Origin of the sequence: Pseudomonas baetica (genome assembly GCF_051216495.1) — a bacterium.
GTDB lineage: Bacteria > Pseudomonadota > Gammaproteobacteria > Pseudomonadales > Pseudomonadaceae > Aquipseudomonas > Aquipseudomonas baetica_B.
Genome location: NZ_JBPKAM010000034.1, coordinates 39,003 through 61,636, shown reverse-complemented (window position 1 = coordinate 61,636; position 22,634 = coordinate 39,003). Strand labels below are relative to the sequence as shown.

The 22,634-nt window shown below is 61.7% G+C and carries 24 protein-coding genes; 15 read left to right on the top strand and 9 right to left on the bottom strand.

The genetic code is table 11. From position 1 onward, the window contains the following. Positions 1-114: 114 nt before the first annotated feature. Positions 115-4,419 carry a DEAD/DEAH box helicase gene (locus ACSFE6_RS14415; protein WP_435428237.1) on the bottom strand — a complete coding sequence of 1,435 codons (4,305 nt, stop codon included), beginning with the start codon at positions 4,417-4,419 and terminating at the stop codon, positions 115-117. Between the two features lie 298 nt (positions 4,420-4,717). Here ACSFE6_RS14415 and ACSFE6_RS14410 point away from each other — a divergent pair, with 298 nt between their 5' ends. Both ACSFE6_RS14410 and ACSFE6_RS14405 read left to right on the top strand, forming a co-directional pair. Beyond that, on the top strand, positions 4,718-5,602 hold the full coding sequence (locus ACSFE6_RS14410) for a sugar nucleotide-binding protein (RefSeq protein ID WP_435428236.1): 885 nt from the start codon (positions 4,718-4,720) through the stop codon (positions 5,600-5,602). Next, on the top strand, positions 5,595-6,524 hold the full coding sequence (locus tag ACSFE6_RS14405) for an NAD-dependent epimerase/dehydratase family protein (protein ID WP_435428235.1): 930 nt from the start codon (positions 5,595-5,597) through the stop codon (positions 6,522-6,524). Before ACSFE6_RS14410 ends, ACSFE6_RS14405 begins: the two co-directional genes overlap by 8 nt. A 112-nt stretch (positions 6,525-6,636) precedes the next feature. Here the strand turns inward: ACSFE6_RS14405 and ACSFE6_RS14400 are convergent, their stop codons facing one another. The 5 genes from ACSFE6_RS14400 to ACSFE6_RS14380 form a co-directional block, all read right to left on the bottom strand. After that, positions 6,637-7,335, bottom strand: a complete 699-nt coding sequence (locus tag ACSFE6_RS14400) for an OmpW/AlkL family protein (RefSeq protein WP_435428234.1) — start codon at positions 7,333-7,335, stop codon at positions 6,637-6,639. Between the two features lie 219 nt (positions 7,336-7,554). Continuing rightward, positions 7,555-8,073 carry a DUF3299 domain-containing protein gene (locus ACSFE6_RS14395; protein ID WP_435428233.1) on the bottom strand — a complete coding sequence of 173 codons (519 nt, stop codon included), beginning with the start codon at positions 8,071-8,073 and terminating at the stop codon, positions 7,555-7,557. An 11-nt stretch (positions 8,074-8,084) separates the two neighbouring features. Then, entirely contained in the window at positions 8,085-9,350 is a 1,266-nt protein-coding gene (locus ACSFE6_RS14390; RefSeq protein WP_435428232.1) for an ABC transporter permease, read from the bottom strand. 1 nt (position 9,351) lies between these two features. Continuing rightward, the gene (locus ACSFE6_RS14385) at positions 9,352-10,062 is read right to left on the bottom strand and encodes an ABC transporter ATP-binding protein (RefSeq protein ID WP_435428231.1); all 711 of its coding nucleotides are present in this window, start codon (positions 10,060-10,062) and stop codon (positions 9,352-9,354) included. Between the two features lie 148 nt (positions 10,063-10,210). Beyond that, on the bottom strand, positions 10,211-10,789 hold the full coding sequence (locus ACSFE6_RS14380) for a DUF2796 domain-containing protein (RefSeq protein ID WP_435428230.1): 579 nt from the start codon (positions 10,787-10,789) through the stop codon (positions 10,211-10,213). Between the two features lie 136 nt (positions 10,790-10,925). Here ACSFE6_RS14380 and ACSFE6_RS14375 point away from each other — a divergent pair, with 136 nt between their 5' ends. Further along, entirely contained in the window at positions 10,926-11,267 is a 342-nt protein-coding gene (locus ACSFE6_RS14375) for a hypothetical protein (protein ID WP_435428229.1), read from the top strand. A gap of 75 nt (positions 11,268-11,342) precedes the next feature. Here ACSFE6_RS14375 and trxA read toward each other — a convergent pair whose 3' ends face one another. The 3 genes from trxA to ACSFE6_RS14360 form a co-directional block, all read right to left on the bottom strand. After that, positions 11,343-12,215 (bottom strand): thioredoxin, encoded by an 873-nt coding sequence (gene trxA, locus ACSFE6_RS14370; RefSeq protein WP_435428228.1) that lies wholly within the window; start codon positions 12,213-12,215, stop codon positions 11,343-11,345. Between the two features lie 164 nt (positions 12,216-12,379). Beyond that, a complete protein-coding gene (locus ACSFE6_RS14365; protein ID WP_435428227.1) occupies positions 12,380-13,033 on the bottom strand; it encodes a class I SAM-dependent methyltransferase in 654 nt (217 codons plus the stop codon). Then, positions 13,030-13,494, bottom strand: a complete 465-nt coding sequence (locus tag ACSFE6_RS14360; RefSeq protein WP_435428226.1) for a YbaY family lipoprotein — start codon at positions 13,492-13,494, stop codon at positions 13,030-13,032. The genes ACSFE6_RS14365 and ACSFE6_RS14360 overlap by 4 nt, the downstream gene beginning before the upstream one ends. A gap of 118 nt (positions 13,495-13,612) precedes the next feature. On the opposite strand from ACSFE6_RS14360, the gene nrdR reads away from it, so the two are divergent. The 12 genes from nrdR (at position 13,613) to ACSFE6_RS14300 (ending at position 22,618) form a co-directional block, all read left to right on the top strand. Further along, a complete protein-coding gene (gene nrdR, locus ACSFE6_RS14355) occupies positions 13,613-14,077 on the top strand; it encodes a transcriptional regulator NrdR (RefSeq protein WP_162634909.1) in 465 nt (154 codons plus the stop codon). After that, positions 14,074-15,204 carry a bifunctional diaminohydroxyphosphoribosylaminopyrimidine deaminase/5-amino-6-(5-phosphoribosylamino)uracil reductase RibD gene (ribD, locus tag ACSFE6_RS14350; protein ID WP_435428225.1) on the top strand — a complete coding sequence of 377 codons (1,131 nt, stop codon included), beginning with the start codon at positions 14,074-14,076 and terminating at the stop codon, positions 15,202-15,204. The genes nrdR and ribD overlap by 4 nt, the downstream gene beginning before the upstream one ends. Positions 15,205-15,395: 191 nt before the next feature. Further along, a complete protein-coding gene (locus tag ACSFE6_RS14345) occupies positions 15,396-16,061 on the top strand; it encodes a riboflavin synthase (RefSeq protein WP_223444952.1) in 666 nt (221 codons plus the stop codon). Positions 16,062-16,092: 31 nt separating this feature from the next. Further along, the gene (gene ribBA, locus ACSFE6_RS14340) at positions 16,093-17,184 is read left to right on the top strand and encodes a bifunctional 3,4-dihydroxy-2-butanone-4-phosphate synthase/GTP cyclohydrolase II (RefSeq protein ID WP_435428224.1); all 1,092 of its coding nucleotides are present in this window, start codon (positions 16,093-16,095) and stop codon (positions 17,182-17,184) included. 91 nt (positions 17,185-17,275) lie between these two features. Continuing rightward, a complete protein-coding gene (gene ribH, locus ACSFE6_RS14335; protein WP_224541369.1) occupies positions 17,276-17,752 on the top strand; it encodes a 6,7-dimethyl-8-ribityllumazine synthase in 477 nt (158 codons plus the stop codon). Next, a complete protein-coding gene (gene nusB / locus ACSFE6_RS14330) occupies positions 17,749-18,249 on the top strand; it encodes a transcription antitermination factor NusB (RefSeq protein WP_435428223.1) in 501 nt (166 codons plus the stop codon). Before ribH ends, nusB begins: the two co-directional genes overlap by 4 nt. 28 nt (positions 18,250-18,277) lie before the next feature. Continuing rightward, a complete protein-coding gene (thiL, locus tag ACSFE6_RS14325) occupies positions 18,278-19,243 on the top strand; it encodes a thiamine-phosphate kinase (RefSeq protein WP_435428222.1) in 966 nt (321 codons plus the stop codon). Next, positions 19,240-19,743, top strand: coding sequence for a phosphatidylglycerophosphatase A family protein (locus tag ACSFE6_RS14320; protein ID WP_435428221.1), 504 nt, complete (start codon positions 19,240-19,242; stop codon positions 19,741-19,743). Before thiL ends, ACSFE6_RS14320 begins: the two co-directional genes overlap by 4 nt. Positions 19,744-19,796: 53 nt before the next feature. Next, positions 19,797-20,534: a substrate-binding periplasmic protein gene (locus ACSFE6_RS14315; protein WP_435428220.1), complete on the top strand. Its 738-nt coding sequence runs from the start codon at positions 19,797-19,799 to the stop codon at positions 20,532-20,534. 250 nt (positions 20,535-20,784) lie between these two features. After that, positions 20,785-21,402: a GTP cyclohydrolase II gene (gene ribA / locus ACSFE6_RS14310; RefSeq protein WP_044465292.1), complete on the top strand. Its 618-nt coding sequence runs from the start codon at positions 20,785-20,787 to the stop codon at positions 21,400-21,402. Next, positions 21,399-21,818: an MFS transporter gene (locus tag ACSFE6_RS14305; protein ID WP_435428219.1), complete on the top strand. Its 420-nt coding sequence runs from the start codon at positions 21,399-21,401 to the stop codon at positions 21,816-21,818. The genes ribA and ACSFE6_RS14305 overlap by 4 nt, the downstream gene beginning before the upstream one ends. Then, a complete protein-coding gene (locus ACSFE6_RS14300) occupies positions 21,818-22,618 on the top strand; it encodes a cobalamin-binding protein (RefSeq protein WP_435428218.1) in 801 nt (266 codons plus the stop codon). The genes ACSFE6_RS14305 and ACSFE6_RS14300 overlap by 1 nt, the downstream gene beginning before the upstream one ends. Positions 22,619-22,634: the final 16 nt, after the last annotated feature.

Genomic DNA, 22,634 nt, shown 5'->3' with positions numbered 1-22,634 from the left:
GTTGTTTTTTCTCCCCCCCCACCCGTACCCCCCTTTCTCCCGCTGGGCTTTTCCCCCCCTGCTCTTTCTTGTTCCCCCCCCCCCCCCCCCCCCCCGGGGCCGTACCTGACAGCATCAATGCAGGATCAGTTTGCTACGCACTTCAGCCATGGCCTGCTGATCCAAGTCCACCCAAAACTGCGGCTTGCCAGCAATCTCCGCCGCCACCGGCAACCCATCGCGATACACCAGCCGATTACTCGCCAGCGCCGGCACTTTTGCACCGGGTAACAGAGTGCCGGCCAGATTCAAAGGATCAACCCCGCACACTGCGACCAGGCTGCCGTCATGGGGGCGGCGTCGCACTTCGCGCAGCAGCGGTATCGCTTCGGGCAGGGCGAATTGCTCGCCCGCCAGGCCGCTGACAAAGCGCCCGCCGCGAATCTCGCCCCGTACCTCCAGGCGATGAAAGGTGCGCAGCAATTCACGCCAACTGGGCAACCAGTCCGCCTCGCGCTCCAGCAATCGCCAGAACACCACGCCGTAGCGGCGCAGCAACGTCATGGCGATGTGTTCCAGCGTGTCGGACGATGTGGGCGCTGGTCGCAGGTTATCTACTGTCGGCGTTGGCGTCCCCCGTCGCAGCAGAGCCCAGCGTCCGGCATCGTCCATGCCGCCGATAAACGCCCCGCGCCCGCGTCGGTTGCCGCGACTCTGCCGCTTGCTGGCCGGGGTGATCAGTGCACGCAGGCCGGCGAAGCTGTCGGCGTTCACCAGCCCGGCACCTACCAGCTCCTGCAAGGCCATTTCCAGTTCCGTGCGCAACACATGCGCCTCATGCACCAGCTCATCGAAAAACAACGCGCCGTGCTGACGCAGCGCTTCGTAAACTTTTTGGGTTTTGGGCGACAGCTCGCTCACCGGGGGCTGCTCGGTCAAGTCGGTCCAGAGCCCGACTCGATTACGCGGCAGCAAGACAATCGGCGTACTGCGCAGGGCTATGCCGGCGCTTTTGTTGTGCGCCTTGAGTCGGGTCCAGACCAGTTTGCCGCTGCGACACAGATCATCCAGCCAGCTCGCCGAATAGTCCTTGATCCTCGCCCGCAGGATCTCGCTGTCCCAGGCGGACGCGGCGGCAGGGTAGCCCTCGAATTGAGCGACGATCGCCGGCAACATTGCGTTGCCCTGGCCCTGGGTCGCGACGGACAGATGCTGCCAGTCGAACAGAAAACGCATGAAATCCTGCAATGCCACGGGTTCGATTTCCCGCCGCAACCGCTTGACGGTGTAACGATGAATCCGCGCCAGCAAATGCCGCTCGCACCATTGCTCCTCGATGGCACCCGGGGTGAAACGACCGCGCAGCACGTACCCTTCGCGTTCCAGTTGCGCCAGTGCTTGAGTGACCTGTGCCGTCGGTAATTCGAGCGGTTCGGCTATCGCCTTCAGCGGTAATGGACCGAACGCGCCGAGTCGTGCGCGAATCACGTCGACCACGGCGGCATCCGCTTCCCAGACTTCGTTGAACCCGGGTAAAGGCTCTAGTGCTGGGCATAAAACGTCATGTGGATAAATTGCCTGCAAACAGGTCAGGCGTTCCCGTGCCAGCCATAACCCGTTGTCGAGCCAGCAGGCGCGGCCGCTGTCGGCCAGGGCATTCAACCACTCGAGCCAGTTCGAATTGGCCAGGGCTTCTACGTCGGTGATGCACGCCAGGCTCATCAGCGCCTCGTGCATTTCATCGATACCGCTGGGCGCTGGCCAGGCTTCTGCAGCCACGGCGGCGATGGCATCAGCGTCCAGCGCACCGAGGTCGTTGGTGGATTGCGGGTCGCTCCAGCGGCGGTTGAGTACCGCTTGAGTACGGCGTTCTTCCAGCGGTGCATCGTCGAGAAAGGTGTAGGGCCGGGCGCTGAGAATTTCTGCCGCCAGCGGCGAAGGCGCTGGCAAGTCGCGACTGATCAGGCGTACTTCACCCTGTTCCATGCGCCGCAACAAGGCCAGCCAGCCCTCGGTGTCCATGGCCTCGTGCAGGCAGTCGTCGAGGGTTTGTTCCACCAGCGGGTGATCGGGGATTTCCCGTTCGCCGACGAGGTTTTCCACGCAGGCAATCTGATCGGGAAACACGCTGGCGATCAGGTCTTCGCTTTTCATGCGCTGGATCTGCGGCGGGACTTTGCGTCCACCCGAATAACGCGGCAGCGCCAGTGCGACCCCGGCATTCCAGCGCCAGCGCACACCAAACAGCGGGGCATCAAGCACGGCCTGGATCAGTATGTGCTCGGCACTGTTGCTGTGCAGGTAGCGCCAGACGTCGTCCAGCTCGAAGCTGTGGCTGGTGGACAGTGACAGCACGATCGCATCTTCGCTGGCGGCAGCTTGCAACTCGAAGTTGAACGTGCGGCAAAAACGCTTGCGCAGGGCCAGGCCCCAGGCTCGGTTGATGCGGCTGCCGAAGGGCGAATGGATGATCAGTTGAGTGCCGCCGGACTCATCGAAAAACCGTTCCATCAGCAATGTGTCCTGGGACGGCAGCGCACCGAGGGTCTGGCGGGCGCGGGCGAGGTAGTCGAGCAGTTGCTCGGTGCTGGCGCGATTTAGGCCAAGGGTCTCGGTCAGCCAGTCGAAGGCCGGTTGCAGGTCGCCCGGCGTGGCGCCCAGTCGCTCATCGAGTTGCGCTTGCAGGCGGGCGACGGCGAATGACAGTTCCGCACTGCGTCCCGGCGCTTCACCGAGCCAGAACGGAATGGTCGGCGGCTGTCCATGGGCGTCTTCGACCCGGACCTTGCCGGTTTCGACCTTGAGGATCCGGTATGAGGTATTGCCCAGCTGGAACACGTCGCCGGCGATGCTTTCCACGGCAAAGTCTTCGTTGACGCTGCCGATGTTCAGCCCTTGGGGTTCCAGCAATACGCTGTAGTCGGCGTTGTCCGGAATGGTTCCGCCGCTGGTCACGGCCGTCAATTTTGCGCCCCGGCGACCGCGCAGGGTGCGGCTCACGGCATCGCGGTGCAGGTAGGCACTGCGGATGCCCTGACGCCCGTTGTAACCCTCGGCGAGCATGCGCAGCAGCGCTTGATAGTGTTTTTCGTCGAGCCCGGCGTAGGGCGAGGCTTGGCGAAACTGCGCCAGCAACGCGTCTTCCGGCCATTCCTGGCAACTGACCTCGGCGATGATCTGCTGGGCCAGTACGTCCAAAGGCGCCTGTGGGATCTGCAAAATATCCAGTTCACCGCGGCGCACGCAGTCGAGCAGGGCGGCGCATTCGATGAGGTCATCGCGGGTGGTGGCGAACAGCCTGCCCTTGGGCGTGCCACCGACCTGATGTCCGGAACGCCCGACTCTTTGCAGAAAACCGGCAATCGAGCGCGGCGAGGCGATCTGGCACACCAGGTCGACATCGCCGATGTCGATGCCCAGTTCCAGCGACGCCGTGGCGATCAACACTTGCAGCTCGCCACGCTTGAGGCGCTGCTCGGCGTCGAGGCGAAACTCCTTGGCCAGGCTACCGTGGTGGGCGGCCACGGCGTCCTTGCCCAGGCGTTCGCTCAGGTGGCGGCTCAGGCGTTCGGCCAGGCGCCGGGTGTTGACGAAAATCAATGTGGTGCGGTGTTCGCGGGCGAGGGCGGCGAGGCGGTCGTAGACCAGCTCCCAGACATCATTGGCCATCACCGCCGACAACGGCACCGGCGGCACTTCGATGTCCAGATCCCGAGGACGCGCATGGCCGATGTCGATGATCTCGCAATCACGATCGTTACCGACCAGAAAGCGTGATACCGATTCGATGGGTTTTTGTGTGGCCGATAAGCCAATGCGCACCAGTGGCTCGACACACAAAGCCTGCAAGCGTTCCAGGCTCAGAGCCAGGTGACTGCCGCGTTTGCTGCCGGCGATGGCGTGGATTTCGTCGACGATCACCGTGCGCGTGGTGCGAAGCATTTTTCGACCGGAATCCGAGCCGAGCAACACATAGAGCGATTCCGGGGTGGTCACCAGTATGTGCGGCGCGCTCTTGCGCATCGCCGAGCGGTCTTTTTGCGGCGTGTCGCCGGTGCGCACGGCGGTGGTGATCTGCAATTCGGGCAGGCCCATCGCGCGCAATTGCTCCGTGATGCCGGCCAGCGGCGTTTGCAGGTTGATGCGGATGTCGTTGGACAGCGCCTTGAGCGGCGATACGTAGACCACCAGGGTTTCGTCGGGCAGGCCGGTGGCGGTTTCCAGGCCTCGATGCACCAGATCGTCAATGACCGCGAGGAATGCGGTCAGGGTCTTGCCGGAGCCGGTGGGGGCGGCGACCAGGGTCGAGCGGCGCTGGCGGATCAGCGGCCACGCCCGGGCCTGGGCGGCGGTGACCGTCGCGAAGGTGTTGCTGAACCAGGCGCTGACGGCGGGATGGAAGCCGTCCAGGGCACTGTCTGCGGGGATGGGCAGGTTCATGGGGCAATTTATGCGGGTGGGGGGCCGAAGATGCAAGTACCGCTGGGGGATCTCTGGCGGCCTTCAGGGCCTCATCGCGAGCAGGCTCGCTCCCACAAAGGGGCCTGTGGTGTTCACAAATCCCCTGTGGGAGCGAGCCTGCTCGCGAAAGGGCCAGTACAGGCACCACAAACCCCACGCATCTACACTTTACGGATGACGGTTGCGCACTAAACCCTCAAAATGCAACGATTCCGACAACTATCGACATCGTTGTCGATTAACCCATTGTTTCAATCAGACTGGGCCTGCTGACTCTATGCGAATGCGCCTTATGTTATTGGGCGGCGGAAATGCCCTTGGGCAGGCGCTGATTCGCCTCGGTGCGGAGGAAGACATCGGCTTCCTCGCCCCCCGCCCGCCGCAAGACGGTTGGGATGCCGCGAGCCTGACGCAACTGCTCGACGACACCCGCCCGGACGCGCTGATCAACCTTGCCTACTACTTCGACTGGTTCCAGGCCGAAGCGGTCAGCGAGCAGCGTCTGGCCGGGCAGGAACGCGCGGTCGAGCGCCTGGCCGAACTGTGCCAGCATCACAACATCGTTTTGCTACAGCCTTCGAGTTATCGCGTATTCGACGGCTCACGTGCCACCGCCTACAGCGAAAAAGACGAGCCGGTGCCCCTGGGCCTGCGTGGTCAGGCTTTGTGGCGGATCGAGCAGAGCGTGCGTGCTACCTGCCCGCAGCATGTGTTGCTGCGCTTTGGCTGGCTGCTCGATGACAGTCCCGAAGGTACCCTTGGACGTTTCCTCGGTCGGGCCGAGCAGCCTGAAGAGTTGCTGCTGGCCGATGATCGCCGGGGCAATCCGACGCCGGTGGACGACGCCGCCCGGGTGATCATTTCGGTCCTAAAGCAACTCGACTGCGCGGCGCCATTGTGGGGGACTTACCACTACGCCGGGCATGAGGCGACCACGCCGCTGGCGCTGGGGCAGGCGATTCTCACCGAGGCGCGCGCGCTGCATCCGTTGGCCATCGAAGCGCCGACCGCCCAGGCCCACGCCGCGCGCCCGGATGCCGCTGAAGAGCCGCAACACGCGGTATTGGCCTGCAAGAAAATTCTGCATACCTTCGGGATCAAACCACGCGCCTGGCGTGCCGCGCTTCCCGGCTTACTGGACAGGTTCTACCGCCATGGCTGACGGCCCCGTTTTAATCACCGGCGGTGCCGGTTTCATCGGTTCGCACCTGACCGACGCCTTGCTCGCCAAGGGCCATTCGGTGCGAGTGCTCGACGACCTGTCCACTGGCAAGCGCAGCAACCTGCCGCTGGATAATCCCAGGATCGAATTGATCGTCGGTGACGTCGCCGATGCTGCGCTGGTGGCAAGGGCGATGGCCGGTTGCAGTGCTGTGGCGCATCTGGCGGCGGTGGCATCGGTGCAGGCATCGGTGGACGATCCGGTGAAGACGCACCAGAGCAATTTCATCGGTTCGCTGAATATCTGTGAAGCCATGCGCCTGGCCGGTGTGAAACGTGTGTTGTTTGCTTCCAGCGCGGCGGTGTATGGCAACAATGGCGAAGGCGAGTCGATTGATGAGGACACGCCGAAGGCACCGTTGACGCCCTATGCATCCGATAAGTTGGCGAGCGAGCATTACTTCGATTTCTACCGGCGCCAGCATTCCCTGGAGCCGGTTATTTTTCGTTTCTTCAACATCTTTGGCCCGCGCCAGGATCCATCCTCGCCGTACTCCGGTGTGATCAGCATCTTCAGTGAGCGGGCGCAGAAAGGCCTGCCGATCACGGTGTTTGGCGATGGTGAGCAGACGCGGGATTTTGTCTACGTTGAAGATCTGGTCGATCTGCTGGTGCAAGCTATCGAAAAGCCGCAGGTGGAAATCGGTGCGGTCAACGTCGGCTGGAACCAGGCGACCACACTCAAGCAAATGCTTGAAGCACTGAAGGATGTCGTCGGTGAACTGCCAGCTGTGAACTACGGCCCGGCGCGTTCCGGTGACATCCGCCATTCGCGGGCGAACAATCGGCGATTGCTGGAGCGTTTTACCCGTCCGCAGCAGACCCCGATGAGCGTTGGGCTGGCTCGGCTGCTGGGACGCTAAGTTTTTTAAACCCACAAAAAAGGCGCCCTTGAGAGGCGCCTTTTTTGTGGCCAGAGATTGCTTTTAGAGCAATGTACCCCCCTGGCCAAGTTCACCACCACGTGAACATTCTTTAAAACTTGTAGCCCACACCCACCATGTAGACGTAAGGATCCGCATCCACGTTCACCCGTGCCCGGGTGCCCGGTGCGATGGCGTTGTTTTCCACGGTCGCGCGGGTATCGATGTCGATGTAGCGCAACTGGGCGTTGACCAGGATGTTGTCGGTCAGCATGTAGTCGGCACCGACCTGCCAAGCCATGCCCCAGGAGTTTTCGGTTTTGAAGTTGCTGAAACCATTGGCGCGGGCTTCGCTGCTCAGGTGTTCGTCGTACATCCAGGTGTAGTTGATGCCAGCACCGACATACGGTTGGAACGCGGACTTGGAGTCGAGCGGGTAGTACACCAGGCTCAGGGTTGGCGGCAGTTGATTAAAGCTGCCGAGCTTGCCGTTGGCGGCGCTCAGGGCTGTGCCCTTGAGTTTGACGTCATGCTCGAACGGTGTGGCCGCCAGCAGTTCGATACCTACATGATCGGTGATCATGTAGGCGAAGTTCAGACCCAGTTGCGTGTCGCTGCTCAGCGTTGCCTTACCGCCCAGGTCGGCACCGCTCAATGGCCCCTGATCGACCTTGACGGTGGAACTGTCGGTATTGGGGTCGACGGTGATCGCACCGGCACGCAAGAGAATGTCACCGGCTTGGTGAGCATGGGCAAGCGGGGCTGCGAGCGCGAGGGCAAACAGCGAGGCGCCGAGCAGGGGTCTGTTCATGGGGGCTCCAAAGGACGTTAGAAATTTTGATGTCCAATGGTAAGGCGGCTAATGATTCTGACTTTTGACTCAGCTCAAGGAAACGGTGATCACTCCAGTTTTAGGGCGTTTTCGATGGCCCCTTCGCGAGCAGGCTCGCTCCCACAGGGGAATGCATTCCAATGTGGGAGCGAGCCTGCTCGCGAAGACTATTTTTCAGGCGACGACGAATGACTGGATTCACTCCGGCAATTCGTACAGGTAAATCTTGTCGGCCTCCATCTGATACCCGGCATCCGCCAACTCGCTGGTGGACGGTTTGACCTGCATCGCACCCTCGATCCAGTACGGCTGATACAACTCGTCGAGCTTCACGCCCACTTCGCTTTTGACATGCACGATCTGGTTCGACGGCGGTGGCGGTACGTGGATGCAAGCGCCGAAATACGGCACCAGCAGAAAGTCCGTGGTGCGGCCATCTTCGCTCACTTCCAGCGGCACGATGTACCCCGGCAGGCGAATGTTCTGGCCATCGAGGGCTTTGACCACCGGCGCGTTGGGCATATCCTGCCTGGCCGCCGGCGCCGATTCGGCGGACAGGGCATCGCTCATTTTCGACAGGTCGTGCAGGGGCGTCATGTTCGGCACTTCCGCCGGGGCGTCCGGTGGGATCATTTCCGACCAGGTCAGCTCTTTCGGCTCGGCTGCCCACAGCGGCAGGGCGACCAGCATCAACAGCGCAAACAGAGCGCGGCGCATTTTCAACATCCTCATAAACGGATCGACAGGCCATCGGCCAGGGATTGGCGATACGCGCGCCAGGCCGGCACGCTGCCCATCAACAGGGCGGCGAGCAGAATGCCAGCCAGCAGCGTCCATTCATACTCGCTCGGCCACGCCAGCGGCAGAAACAACCCGTAATTGGCTTGCACGTATCCTTGGGCGGCGGCGATGCCCACATACAGCAGCGCCAACCCGGCAATCACACCGGCCAGCGCCAGCGCGAACGCCTCCAGCACCAGCAACGTCGCGATGTGCCACGGTCGGGCGCCCACCGAACGCAGAATCGCCATCTCGCGACGGCGTTCGTTGAGGCTGGTGAGAATCGCCGTGAGCATGCCGATCAACCCGGTCAGCACCACGAACAGCGACACCACGAACAACGCTTTTTCCGCAGTGCTCATCAGGCTCCACAACTCTTGCAGTGCCACACCCGGCAGGATCGCCAGCATGGGCTCGCCACGGAATTCGTTGATTTCACGTTGCAGGGCAAAGGTTGAAATCTTGCTGTTGAGGCCAAGCATGAACGCGGTGATCGCTTGTGGCGTCAGGTCCATGTTGCGCGCCTGATCGGCGCTGACCCGGCCATTGCCGCGAGCCGGTACGCCGTTGTGCCAGTCGATGTGAATCGCTTCCATGCCGCCAAGGCTGATGTGCAGCGTGCGGTCCACCGGCGTACCGGTGCGCTTGAGAATGCCGACCACGGTGAACGGCTTGTCGTCATGTTTGACCAGGCTGATCGCCGCCACGCCGTGGGCCAGCACCAGTTTGTCGCCGAGCTTGTAGTGCAGCGCATCCGCCACTTCGGCGCCGAGCACCACTTCGAACGGATCGGTGGCGAAAGCGCGGCCATCGGCCAGCTCCAGATGCTGCTGGCGACCGTACTGGTAGTGCTCGAAATAGGCTTCGGTGGTACCCATCACGCGATAACCGCGATGGGAGTCGCCGAGGGACATCGGGATTGCCCACTTCACCTTCGGGTTGCTGGCGAAATGTTCGAAGCTGTCCCAACGGATATTGTTGGTGGCGTTGCCGATGCGGAACACCGAATACAGCAGCAGGTTCACCGAACCGGAGCGTGCACCGACGATCAGGTCGGTGCCGCTGATGGTGCTGGCGAAGCTGGCCTTGGCTTCGGTGCGCACCCGTTCCACGGCCAGCAGCAGGCAGACCGACAAAGCGATGGCGAACGCGGTGAGAATCGCGGTGAAGCGGCGATTAGCCAGGCTGGCCATGGCTAGACGAAACAAATACATCTCAGACCTCTGCGGACGTGGCGGCGCGATTGAGTTCGGCCAGCGACAGGTGGCGATCGAACAGCGGTGCCAGGCTCTGGTCATGGCTGACGAACAGCAGGCTCGACCCGGCATCTCGGCATTCGGCGAACAGCAGGCGAATGAAGTTCTCGCGGGCGTCGTAGTCGAGGGCGGAGGTTGGCTCGTCGGCGATCACCAGCTCCGGTTGACCGATCAGTGCGCGGGCAGCGGCGACCCGTTGCTGCTGGCCGATGGACAGCGAGTCGGCGCGGCGACTGAGGATGTGTTCATCCTTCAACCCCAAATGAGCGAGCAGCGTTGCGGCTGCTTTATCGACGCTGCCATGGCGCTGTTTTGCCCGTTCGGCCCGCAGTTTCGAGAAATGGCAGGGCAGTTCGACGTTTTCGCGCACCGACAGAAACGGCAGCAGGTTGAACTGCTGGAAGATGTAGCCGGTGTGATCGACGCGGAAGTGGTCGCGGGCGCCGGCTGACAGTTCCGTCAGCTCCTGGCCGAGCAGGCGAATGCTGCCGCGATCAGGCTTCTGCACACCGCCGAGCAGGCCGAGCAGGGTGGTTTTGCCGCTGCCGCTGGGGCCTTTGAGGAACAAAGTTTCCCCTGGCTCCAGGCGAAAGGCCGGGATATCCAGCAACGGCGGGTGACCGGGCCAACTGAAGTCCAGGTCGGACAGTTCGATGAGTGCTTGGGTCATGTGTAACCGGTCAGGTGGGTGGTGACTCCCCTGTAGGAGCGAGCCAGCTCGCGAAAAACGCACAGACGCCGCGTTCATTCAGGATGGCCGTGTTTTTGTTCACGACCATCGCGAGCAGGCTCGCTCCTACAGGGGATCGAGGGTGAATTCAGAATTTGAGGGAAGCAGCTTTGGCCGTCACTTCAACCCCTTGTTGCCCGCTCGGGCCGATCAGTTGTACCTGAATTTTCTGGGTCGCCGGGAACGTGTTGAAAATATTCGCCAGATCCAGGGTTTTCAGTGCGCCGGGTGTGGCGCAGGTGAACTGGTAATGAGCGTGGATTTCGCTGTGGTCGTGGTGATGCTCGTCCTTGGCGTCTTCGTCGTGATCATCGTCCGATTTATCGCCGAACAACGGGCTTTCCAGTTCCTGACGGGCCACCACGCAGCCCGCGGCCTTTGGCAGGTTGAACAGCGCCAGCGGGTTTTCGAGCTGAGTGCGGGCTGCGACCACCTTGGCCTTGTCGGCATCGGTGGTGGCGGCATGTTCGAAGCCCACCAGGTTCATCGCCGGGCTTTCCAGTTCCAGCTCCAAGGTCTGGCCGTCCAGCGCTGCGTTCAAGCGCCCAACGCCGTGTTCATGGGCGCCGAGGCTGCCGTGCTCATGGTCATGATCATGCTCGTCTGCCGCATGGGCGACAGCCAGTGGCAACAAGGCAAACGGCAAAGCGAGCAGCAGACGGCGCATGGACGAGTCTCCAAAAAGCAACATGAAAAAAATGTTATGTAATCTTATAACGTAAGTGCGGAGAGTTTGACTGTCTGCTTGGCGTTGCACAAGTCCCATGGGAGCATGCCAGTGAGGAAATATGCGGAGCAGACCTATGTTGCGAATTCGCGGAAGTATCGGCGACTGGCCGGTGGATTTGACGCTGGAGATGGATGACGCCGATTGGGCGCGGCTGGGTGCACAGATACAGGTGGAGAAAACCGAAGTCAGTGCAGCGCCGGCCAAATCCGTGAGTCAGGATGATGCGCTGTGGAAGATCGCCAGGGATTTATTGCGCAAGGCCGGGCAATTGAGCGGGCCGGATCTGTTGGAGCAACTGGAAGGACTGACCGGCAACGCGGCATCGGGCAAGCGCCTGTTGGTGCGCTTGCGCCATAGCGCGGACGTGAAGGTGGAGAGCGGCGGGGATACGCCGATCTACCGCTGGATCGAATAACCGTAAGAGCCGGCTTGCTGGCGATGGCGTTCTTGAGATCACCATCGCCAGCGAGCCGGCTCCTACAGAGGGTGTTCAGTACAACGCAGCAAACAACTTGCGACGATACGTGGTCACCAGCGGGTGATCATTGCCCAGCAGTTCGAACACCTGCAGCAAGGTTTTATGTGGCAGACCTTCGCTGTAGCTGCGATTGCGCATGAACAGCTTGAGCAAGCCATCCAGCGCCGCGTCGTACTGCTGGCGGGCCAATTGTTGGACTGCCAGTTGATAGACCGCTTCATCGTCCTGCGGGTTTTTCGCCAGCCTGGCCTTGAGGTCGGCGGCATCCGGCAAGTCCCTGGCCTGGCCCAGGAATTTGATCTGCGCCTTGGCACCGGCCAGGGCGGCCTTGTGTTCATCGGTCTTGACCGCGTCGAGTACGGCTTGCGCTTCCCCTAGTTCACCGCGTTCAGTGAGGCAGCGAGCATAAAGGATCAGTGCCTTGGCATTGGTGTTGTCTTCGCCCAGAAGCACTTTGAGGATGGCTTCGGAATCGGCGAAACGGCTGTCATCGAACAGCGCCTGGGCCTGTTCGAACGGATCGGCGGCGGCCGGTGGTGGCATCTGTACATGAGGCTCAAGCAGCGCACGTACCGCCGATTCCGGTTGCGCACCGGCAAAACCATCGACCGGTTGGCCATCCTTGAACAGCACCACGGTCGGCAGGCTGCGGATACCGAACCGGGCGACGATGTCTTGCTCGATGTCGCAGTTGACCTTGGCCAGCAGCAACTCGCCCTGATAACTCTCGGCGATGGTCTGCAGCATCGGCATCAGCACTTTGCACGGCGCACACCATTCGGCCCAAAAATCCACCAGCACCGGTTTGTGGAAAGAGTTCTCGATCACCGACTGGTCGAAATCGGCAGTCGTGGCGTCGAAGATGTACGGCGTTTGCTGACTCATGGGGGATCTCTTGGGAGCGTGAATGGGGCAACTATACGGCCTGGTGGGGTGTGGCCGGAAGCGAGGTGTACGTTGCCTGACAGGACGCCTTCGCGAGCAGGCTCGCTCCCACTAGGGATGACGCTGATCAACTGTGGGAGCGAGCCTGCTCGCGAAGCTTTTGACTAGCGACGCGCATGGTACAGGCTCACATGCCGAAATTCCTCCGGCTCACACAGATCCGGCAACGTCATGGCCTCCAGCATTTCAATACGCCGATACAACGGATGACGGAAATCCCGTACCCGCGAATCCGCCACCAGCGCTTCCCGGCCGCGACTGAGGAACTCATCGAGCAATGGCAGATTCGCCCGGTCGTACAGCACGTCCGCCACCAGGATCAAATCAAAGCGATCGGCCTCGGCGAAGAAATCCGTCGAGTAATTGAGCTGTACGTCATTGAGTTCGGCATTCGCCCGGCAGGCCGCAATGGCCAGCGGATCGAGGTCACAGGCCACCACTTCCAGCGCCCCGGCCTTCACCGCGGCAATCCCGGCCACCCCGGAGCCAGCGCCAAAATCCAGCACTCGCTTGCCTTTGACCCACTCGGGGAATTCGGCGAGGTAGCGGGCTACCGCCAAACCACTGGCCCAGCAGAAACTCCAATAGGGCGGCTCATGCAGAATGCGCCGGGTTTCTTCCGGGCTGAAGGCGCGGTCCATGTTGTCGCCGTCGATCAGCCACAACTTCAGGTCGGTGTCCGGCAGGTCGCAGGCCACCAGTCGCGCATCGCCGAGCAGTTCACTCAACGCCTGTTGCAGGCCGAGCGGTGTGTTCATGGGGCTTTGACGAATTGCAGTTGGCCCAGTGCCTGGGTGGTGGGTTGGGTAATCAGTTGCGACGGCAGATGCAGGATCAACTGGCCGGACTGACTGGCGCGACCGCGCAGTTCAACCCGTGCGCCGGCCGGAAAGGCGTCCGGGTTGAAGCGCAGGTGAAACGGCAACACTTGATTGGTGCCGATCAGATTGGCACTGGCGAGCAGTTGCTGCGGGCGGTCTTTTTCATCGATCACCAGCAGCGCGAGTTCGACTTCGGCACCGTCTGGTACGCCTTGTAATGTACCGCTCAGTTCACGCTGATAGGCCGGCAACGGACCGAGGTTGGCCGATTCCCTGGCTTTCTTCTGCGCTTGTTGCGGCGCGGGGCCGGGCGTCGGCGGCTGGGGCTGAGGGGCATCGCTGCTGCAGGCCACCAACAGGCTGAAAAGACTAAGCAAAACGAGCGGTCTTGGGGACATTTACGGCTCCAGCAGGGTGTAGTCCATATATAGCCAGTCTGTATACCGCAAACCCTATGGCTTGTCTTGCCACCGGGATGCGCTACCATGGCCCTCCCTTTTTTTGTTGCCTGCCACCATGCACTGTCCCTTCTGCGGTGCCAACGACACCAAGGTCATCGACTCGCGTCTGGTCGCCGAGGGCGAACAGGTGCGCCGCCGGCGTGAATGCCTGGCCTGCGGCGAACGTTTCACGACGTTCGAAACCGCTGAACTGGTGTTGCCGCGCCTGATCAAAACCGACGGCAGTCGCCAGCCGTTCGACGAAGAAAAACTCCGCGCCGGCATGCAGCGTGCGCTGGAGAAGCGCCCGGTGAGTGTCGAGCGCCTCGAATCGTCGCTGGTGCACATCAAACACAAACTGCGCGCCACCGGCGAGCGCGAGGTCAAATCCCTCGTGGTCGGTGAGTTGGTGATGACCGAGCTGAAAAAGCTCGACGAAGTCGCCTACATCCGCTTCGCTTCGGTGTATCGCCGCTTCCAGGACCTCAACGAGTTCCGCGAAGAGATCGATCGCCTGGCACGGGAGCCGGAGAAAGAATGACCACGCCTGCAGAGCTTGCCATCCTCGACGCCCATTACATGGCTCGCGCGCTGGAGCTGGCGCGCCACGGCCATTACACGACCCACCCCAACCCGCGAGTCGGTTGCGTGATCGTGCGTGACGGGCAGATTGTCGGCGAGGGCTGGCACGTTCGCGCTGGCGAACCCCATGCCGAAGTCCACGCCCTGCGCGCTGCCGGTGAACTGGCCCGTGGCGCCACAGCCTACGTGACCCTCGAGCCTTGCAGCCACCACGGCCGCACACCGCCTTGCGCTGACGCGCTCGTGAATGCCGGCGTGGCACGGGTCGTTGCGGCGATGCAGGACCCGAACCCGGAAGTCGCCGGTCGCGGTCTGCAACGCCTGGAGCAGGCCGGGATCGTTACCGAAAGCGGCGTGTTGGAAGGCGAGGCGCGCAAGCTCAATCAGGGTTTCCTGAAGCGCATGGAACATGGCTTGCCGTTCGTACGGGTCAAGCTGGCCATGAGCCTGGACGGTCGCACGGCGATGGAAAGCGGCGAGAGCCAGTGGATCACCGGTCCGGCGGCGCGTTCGGCGGTGCAGCGTTTGCGGGCCCAGGCCAGCGTGGTGCTGACCGGGGCCGATACAGTGTTGGCCGACAATGCCCGTTTGACCGTGCGCGCCGATGAGCTGGGGCTGGATGCCGAGCAAACCGCGCTGGCGATGAGCCGGCCGCCGCTGCGTGTGCTGGTCGACGGCCGCCTGCGCGTGCCGCTGGATGCACCGTTCTTCAAGGCGGGACCGGCGCTGGTTGCTACGTGCATGGCGGTAGAAGAGCAGTACGCCAACGGTCCGGAGTGCCTGATCGTGCCGGGCTACGATGGCCAGGTCGATTTGCATCAATTACTGGTCGAACTCGCCAACCGTGGCGTCAACGAGGTGTTGGTCGAGGCCGGTCCACGGCTCGCCGGTGCTTTCGCTCAGCTCGGGTTGGTCGATGAATTCCAGATTTTCATCGCCGGCAAGTTTTTGGGCTCCTCGGCGCGGCCGCTGCTGGATTGGCCGCTCGCGCAAATGAAGGATGCGCCCGAGCTTAAAATCACCGAAATTCGCGCGGTGGGCGATGATTGGCGAGTCACTGCCATTCCTTTGCCTCAGTCACCGTGAGAGCTACTACGCTCGGAAATACTGCGTTAAAAACAGGCTCGGAATGCTCATTTACAATCCGTAAACTCCGCTTCCTTGCCTGTTTTTGCCTTGTCTTTCCTTCGCTCGCTACGCTCTCACGCTGACTGAGCGGCGAGCGTATAATTCTTGGCCATTGCTATAGCGCTGGCCCTGTTCTCGAGGAGAACCCCATGTTCACCGGCATCATCGAATCCATCGGCAGTATCCGTGCATTGACCCCGAAAGGCGGAGATGTGCGGGTCCATGTAGAAACCGGCAAGCTCGACCTGAGCGACGTCAAACTGGGCGACAGCATCGCGGTCAACGGCGTGTGCCTGACTGCCGTTGAATTGCCGGGCAATGGCTTCGCGGCGGACGTCAGCCGTGAAACCCTCGACTGCACAGCCATGAACGACCTGAAGAGCGGCAGCCCGGTCAATCTGGAAAAAGCCCTGACCCCGACCACTCGCCTCGGCGGGCATCTGGTCAGCGGCCATGTCGACGGCGTGGGCGAAGTGGTTGCCCGCACCGAAAATGCTCGGGCGGTGGAGTTCCGTATCCGCGCTCCGAAAGAACTGGCCAAGTACATCGCCCATAAAGGCTCGATCACCGTCGACGGCACCAGCTTGACCGTGAACGCGGTCGATGGCGCCGAGTTCCTGCTGACGATCATTCCGCACACCCTGAGCGAAACCATCATGGCGTCGTACCAGCCGGGTCGCCGGGTGAATCTGGAAGTGGACCTGCTGGCCCGTTACCTGGAGCGCCTGCTGTTGGGTGACAAGGCCGCAGAGCCAACAGCTGGCAGCAACATTACCGAAAGCTTTCTGGCCGCCAACGGCTATCTCAAATCCTGAAACTCAATTTCTAAAAGAATGGGGGTGCCTTGTGGCGCTCAATAGCATCGAAGAACTGGTTGAAGACATCCGCCAAGGCAAGATGGTCATCCTCATGGATGACGAAGACCGCGAGAACGAAGGCGACCTGATCATGGCCGCCGAGTGCTGCCAGGCCGAACACATCAATTTCATGGCCAAGCACGCTCGTGGCCTGATCTGCATGCCGATGACCCGCGAACGCTGCGAAACGCTCAAGCTGCCGTTGATGGCGCCGCGCAACGGTTCCGGTTTCGGCACCAAGTTCACCGTATCGATCGAAGCGGCTACCGGCGTGACCACCGGCATTTCCGCGGCTGACCGCGCGCGCACCGTGCAAGCGGCGGCCGCCCGTGATGCCAAGGCCGAAGACATCGTCAGCCCTGGCCACATCTTCCCGCTGATGGCCCAAGCCGGTGGCACCCTGGCCCGTGCCGGTCATACCGAAGCGGCTTGCGACCTGGCGCGCATGGCTGGCTTCGAGCCGAGCGGTGTGATCTGCGAAGTGATGAACGACGACGGCACCATGTCCCGTCGCGCCGAACTGGAAGCCTTCGCGGCCGAACACAACATCAAGATCGGCACCATCGCCGACCTGATTCACTACCGGATGATCCACGAACGTACCGTTCAGCGGATTGCCGAGCAGCCTCTGGACAGCGAACTGGGCCAATTCAACCTGGTGACCTATCGTGATGCCGTGGAAGGCGACGTGCACATGGCCCTGACCCTGGGCAACATCTGCGCCGAAGAACCGACCCTGGTGCGCGTGCACAACATGGACCCGCTGCGCGACCTGCTGATGGTCAAGCAACCGGGCCGCTGGAGCCTGCGCGCCGCTATGTCCGCGGTTGCCGAGGCCGGCAGCGGCGTAGTGCTGTTGCTCGGTCACCCATTGGATGGCGATGTATTGCTGGCGCATATTCGCGAAACCGCCGATCACGCGGCCGTGAAAAAACCGACCACCTACAGCACCGTGGGTGCCGGTTCGCAGATCCTGCGGGACCTGGGCGTGCGCAAAATGCGCCTGATGTCGGCACCGATGAAGTTCAATGCGATATCCGGTTTCGATCTGGAAGTTGTAGAATACGTGCCCTCCGAATAATGACCGGTTGTTTCCGGCCCTGCATTCGCGGTTAAAAAATCACTGAGGGGCGCGTAGAAGACGCGTCCCGGCTCTTTAAGAGATCTATCGAATGACCCTGAAGACCATCGAAGGTACCTTCATCGCCCCTAAAGGCCGCTACGCTCTGGTAGTGGGCCGTTTCAACAGCTTCGTCGTTGAAAGCCTGGTCAGCGGTGCAGTTGATGCCCTGGTTCGCCATGGCGTGAGCGAAAGCGACATCACCATCATCCGCGCCCCTGGCGCCTTCGAAATTCCGCTGGTTGCGCAGAAAGTCGCTCAGAAAGGCGAATTCTCGGCAATCATCGCCCTGGGCGCGGTCATTCGTGGCGGTACTCCGCATTTCGAATACGTGGCGGGCGAATGCACCAAGGGCCTGGCCCAGGTGTCCATGGAGTTCGGCGTACCGGTCGCTTTCGGCGTCCTGACCGTTGATTCCATCGAGCAAGCCATCGAACGTTCCGGCACCAAGGCCGGTAACAAAGGTGCCGAAGCTGCCCTGTCCGCTCTGGAAATGGTCAGCCTGCTGGCGCAGTTGGAGGCCAAGTGATTAGCGACGAAAGCGATCGTTTCAACCCGCGCGATCCCAAGCCTGCGGATGCCGGCAAGCCATCGAAAAGTGCCAAGCGTCGCGAAGCCCGTCAGCTCGCGACTCAGGCCCTGTACCAATGGCACATGGCCAAGCAGTCGCTGAACGAGATCGAAGCGCAGTTCCGGGTCGACAACGATTTCACTGATGTTGATGGTGCGTACTTCCGCGAAATCCTGCACGGGGTTCCGGCCAACCGTACCGAAATCGACAACGCCCTGGTGCCATGCCTGGACCTGGCCATCGACGAGCTCGACCCGGTTGAACTGGCGGTTCTGCGCCTGTCCACCTGGGAACTGCTCAAGCGCGTCGACGTGCCTTACCGCGTTGTGATCAACGAAGGTATCGAACTGGCCAAGGTCTTCGGTTCCACCGACGGCCACAAGTTCGTCAACGGTGTGCTCGACAAGCTGGCCCCGCGCCTGCGTGAAGCTGAAGTGAAGGCGTTCAAGCGCTGATCGGCGCTTGTAATGTCCGCACGAAGCCATGGGCGAGTTTGAGCTGATCCGCAATTTCTTCGCCGCCGCGCCCTGTGCGCAGGGCGGCGAAGGCGTTGCCCTCGGCATTGGCGATGACTGCGCCTTGCTGGCTGTTCCCCCGGGGGAACAGTTGGCGATTTCCACCGACACCCTCGTGGCCGGTGTGCACTTCGCAGACCCTTGCGACCCGTTTCTGCTCGGTCAGCGCTCGCTGGCTGTAGCGGTCAGCGACCTGGCCGCCATGGGCGCCACCCCTGTTGCCTTTACCCTTGCCCTGACCTTGCCGACGGTGACCACCGATTGGCTGCAAGCCTATGCCCGTGGTTTGAACCTCATGGCGCGGAGCTGCGGGGTCGCGTTGGTGGGCGGCGATACCACTCGCGGGCCGCTTAGCCTGACCATGACCGTGTTCGGTCGGGTGCCGGGCGGTCTGGCGTTGACCCGCAGCGGTGCGCAGCCGGGTGACTTATTATGCGTCGGTGGCGAGTTGGGCAATGGGGCCGGGGCGTTGCCGCTGGTGCTGGGCCAGCGAAGCGCCGAAGCGATCATCGCCGACCCGTTGCTGGCGCATTACTGGTCGCCGCAACCGCAGTTGGCGTTGGGTCAGGCGTTGCGTGGCAAGGCGACTTCGGCGCTGGATATCTCCGATGGCTTGCTCGCCGATTGCGGGCACATCGCCCTCGCATCGAGCGTCGGCCTGCAGGTCGAGCGCGAGCGCTTGCCGCTGTCGACGGCCCTGGTCGCGTTCCTCGGTCAGTCGGGCGCACAAAATGCCGCGCTCAGTGGCGGCGATGATTACGTTCTGGCTTTCACCCTACCGTCCGTCGAGTTGCCGGCCTTGCTGGCTGACGGTTGGCCGATCCATGTGATCGGACGCGTTGTGAGGGGGCAGGGCGTGACGCTGCTGGATGCCGACGGACAAGACATCACCCCGCAAATCCGGGGTTATCAACATTTTCGGGAGACACCGTGACAGACCATCCCAAGCAGGTCCCGGCGGAAAACGTACCGCCGTCGGTCTGGCACAACCCATGGCATTTCCTGGCGTTCGGCTTCGGCTCGGGCACCTTGCCAAAGGCACCGGGCACCTGGGGGTCGTTAGTTGCGCTACCCTTTATCCCGCTATGGCAAATGTTGCCCGATTGGGGTTACTGGCTGATGCTGGGCGTCACCATGCTGTTCGGCTTCTGGCTGTGTGGCAAAGTGGCCGACGATTTGCGTGTGCACGACCACGAAGGCATCGTCTGGGACGAGATGGTCGGGATGTGGATCACCCTGTGGCTGGTGCCGGAAGGTTGGCAGTGGTTGCTGGCAGGTTTCCTGATGTTCCGCTTCTTCGATATTCTCAAGCCGTGGCCGATTCGCTGGGTTGACCGGCATGTACACGGCGGCGTGGGGATCATGCTCGATGACGTCCTGGCCGGGGTGTTTGCCTGGTTGGCGATGCAGGGACTGGTGTGGATTTTCGCCTGACCGGAGTGGTCATGGGGCGATAAGCAGGAGCGCTTCAACTGGGAGAACTAAGGATGGCTCGACGCGGGTTGATGGTGATGGTGTTCGCCTTGTTCTGCTCGATTGTACAGGCAGAGGAAGCTGCAACGACGCCGTCCGTGATTCACCTGGCCAGCGAAGAATGGGAAGACTACACCGCAGCCGATGGCCATGGGCTGGGCTGGGACGTATTGCGCAAGGTCTTCGAACCGGCGGGCGTCAAGCTGGACATTCGCACCGAGCCTTACCTGCGTTCAATGGGCCTGGCCGAGCGCGGCGAAGTGGACGCTTGCGTCGGCTCCTATCGCGACGAGTCCGCTGAGCTGCTGTACCCGCACTGGAATTTCGATACCGATCATATCTATGCCCTGGGGCTGGCCAGCAGCCCGGTACCGACCCCGGAAACCCTGGGCAATTATCGATTGGCGTGGGTCCGTGGCTACGATTACCAGGATTATCTTCCTAACATACGGCACTACGACGAAGTGATCCGGCGCACCGGGATCGTTTCGATGCTGACCCACAACCGTACCGACTTCTATATCGATGCGCTGACCGAGGTCGATTACGTCCTCAACCGGGCCAAGGATCCGTCCCAGCTGCGCCGCACGCATATCGCGGAATTACCGCTGTACCTGTGTTTTGCCAAGACGCCCCAGGCGCGCACGTTGATGGCGTTGTTCGACGAGCGCATGGAGGCGTTGGTGAAAAGCGGTGAGTTGAAACCGATCTTCGAGCGTTGGAAGCAGCCTTATCCATTTGAATCAAACTGACCACCATTTTCACCGCTGATGATTAACCCTGTGGGAGCGAGCCTGCTCGCGAAAGCGGTCTGTCAGTCACCATTTTCCTCGCCTGACAATCCGCATTCGCGAGCAGGCTCGCTCCCACAAGGGCTTGAAGTGAAGCGGATATCAAACTTTTTGATAGTTATCGCCGATAATTCAGCCTAAGCGCCTGTCGGAACCTGCTGTTACAATGCCGTCCTGCGAATCTTCAGACTTTTAGATCAGGAGCACACCGGTGCCTGTCGTTTTTGTCGCCGCTTCCAAGCTGCCAACGCCTTTTGCGCAATTCACCATGCACGGCTTTCTCGATGAAGCTACTGGCCGCGAGCACGTTGTGCTGAGCCTGGGTGAGATCGCCGACGGTGCCCCGGTACTCGGCCGGTTGCACTCCGAATGCCTGACTGGCGATGCCCTTTTCAGCCAGCGTTGCGACTGCGGTTCGCAACTGGAGGCCGCGTTGCAGGCCATCGCCCGTGAAGGTCGCGGCGTGTTGCTGTACCTGCGCCAGGAAGGCCGTGGCATTGGCCTGCTGAACAAGATCCGTGCCTACGAATTGCAGGATGGCGGCGCTGACACCGTTGAAGCCAACGAGCGCCTGGGCTTCGCCGCTGATCAGCGTGACTACGCCATGTGCCTGCCGATGCTGGAACATCTGGGTGTGAAATCCCTGCGCCTGATGACCAACAACCCGCGCAAGGTCAAAGCCTTGACCGATATGGGCATCGTCGTCGCCGAGCGCGTGCCGTTGCACACCGGGCACAACCCGCACAACAAGCTGTACCTGGCGACCAAGGCCAGCAAACTGGACCACATGATGGGCAATGAGCATCAGGGCGAGGTAGACCGGGCGTGACTCGCGGCCAAGTTCGGCGGCGACTGTCCGTCAACTGGTGGCAATACCTGGCGCTGGCCTTGTTGCCACTGTTCGTAATCAACGGTGTGTTCGGCCAGGGAGAAGCCATTCTGCCGGTGCTGGCGATGCCGTTGTTCATCGCCGGCGTTGCGTCGATGTTTGTCAGCCTGAAGTTCTTTGGCCGCTACAAACACGCGTTGATTGCCACCCAGAAAGCCCTCGACACCCCTGAAGAACCCGCCGCGTGGATCAACCTGGCCGCCAAGCGACGCACGGCGTTTCTTGTTGCCGGTCTGCCGGCCTGGATCGGTGCATTGGCGGTGTTTGTCGGCCTCGAAGCCGTGCCGTTGATGCTGTTGGCGCTGTCGACGGCGGTGCTGTTCTACCTCTACCGTATTCCGCGTCAACTCGGTTGATGCGTCCTGTCTGGCTGGCATTTTTGCTGCTGGCCGTCAGTGGTTCGGCCGCCGCCGTCGAGCGGGTGGTCAGTCTGGCGCCCTCACTCTCGGAAATCGTTGTCGAGCTGGGTTCAGCCGACCTTTTGGTCGGTGTTCTGGATGCCGGTGAGCGTCCTGCCGAACTGCAGAACCTGCCGTCCGTTGGCCGCTACGGCCAATTGGACATGGAGCGCCTGCTCAGCCTGAAACCCGATTTGCTGTTGCTATGGCCCGGCAGCGTGGGTCCGGCGCAGCGCGAACAGCTCCAGCGCTTGAACATCCCCACGTTCGTCGCCGAACCGCACAACTTTGCCCAACTCACCGCACAGATCGAAGCGATTGCCGCGCAACTCGGTCGACCCGAGCGTGGCGTCGTATTGGCCAACAATTTGCGCCAGCGGCTGGCTGAGCTACGCCAGCGTTATCGGCGGGATCAGCCATTGCGGGTGTTCTATCAAGTCTGGGATCGACCGCTGTACACCGTTGGTGGCGGGCAAATCATCAGCGATGCGCTGGACGTCTGCGGTGTGCGCAACGTGTTTGCCGATCTGACATTGCCGGCACCGCAAATCAGCATTGAGGCGGTCTTGCAGCGCAACCCCGAGGTGATTCTGGCCGGCGATCAGGCGCAGCTCGATGCGTGGATGGTGTGGCCGCAGGTGGCGGCCGTGGCGAACAAGCAATTGTTGCTGGTGACCGACAAAGGCTTGGAGCGCCCGAGCGGGCAGATGGTCGAAGCGACGGCCAAGCTGTGCCAATTGATTCAACCACACCGCTGACCTGTGGCGAGGGGAT

Coding starts and splice junctions, on each gene's coding strand:
- ACSFE6_RS14390 (WP_435428232.1), bottom strand. CDS start 9,350: ATGTATTTGTTTCGTCTAGCCATGGCCAGCCTGGCTAATCGCCGCTTC.
- ACSFE6_RS14345 (WP_223444952.1), top strand. CDS start 15,396: ATGTTCACCGGCATCATCGAATCCATCGGCAGTATCCGTGCATTGACC.
- ACSFE6_RS14380 (WP_435428230.1), bottom strand. CDS start 10,789: ATGCGCCGTCTGCTGCTCGCTTTGCCGTTTGCCTTGTTGCCACTGGCT.
- nrdR (WP_162634909.1), top strand. CDS start 13,613: ATGCACTGTCCCTTCTGCGGTGCCAACGACACCAAGGTCATCGACTCG.
- ACSFE6_RS14400 (WP_435428234.1), bottom strand. CDS start 7,335: ATGAACAGACCCCTGCTCGGCGCCTCGCTGTTTGCCCTCGCGCTCGCA.
- ACSFE6_RS14375 (WP_435428229.1), top strand. CDS start 10,926: ATGTTGCGAATTCGCGGAAGTATCGGCGACTGGCCGGTGGATTTGACG.
- ACSFE6_RS14395 (WP_435428233.1), bottom strand. CDS start 8,073: ATGCGCCGCGCTCTGTTTGCGCTGTTGATGCTGGTCGCCCTGCCGCTG.
- ACSFE6_RS14360 (WP_435428226.1), bottom strand. CDS start 13,494: ATGTCCCCAAGACCGCTCGTTTTGCTTAGTCTTTTCAGCCTGTTGGTG.
- ACSFE6_RS14315 (WP_435428220.1), top strand. CDS start 19,797: ATGGCTCGACGCGGGTTGATGGTGATGGTGTTCGCCTTGTTCTGCTCG.
- ribD (WP_435428225.1), top strand. CDS start 14,074: ATGACCACGCCTGCAGAGCTTGCCATCCTCGACGCCCATTACATGGCT.
- ACSFE6_RS14415 (WP_435428237.1), bottom strand. CDS start 4,419: ATGAACCTGCCCATCCCCGCAGACAGTGCCCTGGACGGCTTCCATCCC.
- ACSFE6_RS14410 (WP_435428236.1), top strand. CDS start 4,718: ATGCGAATGCGCCTTATGTTATTGGGCGGCGGAAATGCCCTTGGGCAG.
- ACSFE6_RS14385 (WP_435428231.1), bottom strand. CDS start 10,062: ATGACCCAAGCACTCATCGAACTGTCCGACCTGGACTTCAGTTGGCCC.
- ACSFE6_RS14365 (WP_435428227.1), bottom strand. CDS start 13,033: ATGAACACACCGCTCGGCCTGCAACAGGCGTTGAGTGAACTGCTCGGC.
- ACSFE6_RS14405 (WP_435428235.1), top strand. CDS start 5,595: ATGGCTGACGGCCCCGTTTTAATCACCGGCGGTGCCGGTTTCATCGGT.
- ribH (WP_224541369.1), top strand. CDS start 17,276: ATGACCCTGAAGACCATCGAAGGTACCTTCATCGCCCCTAAAGGCCGC.
- trxA (WP_435428228.1), bottom strand. CDS start 12,215: ATGAGTCAGCAAACGCCGTACATCTTCGACGCCACGACTGCCGATTTC.
- thiL (WP_435428222.1), top strand. CDS start 18,278: ATGGGCGAGTTTGAGCTGATCCGCAATTTCTTCGCCGCCGCGCCCTGT.
- ACSFE6_RS14300 (WP_435428218.1), top strand. CDS start 21,818: ATGCGTCCTGTCTGGCTGGCATTTTTGCTGCTGGCCGTCAGTGGTTCG.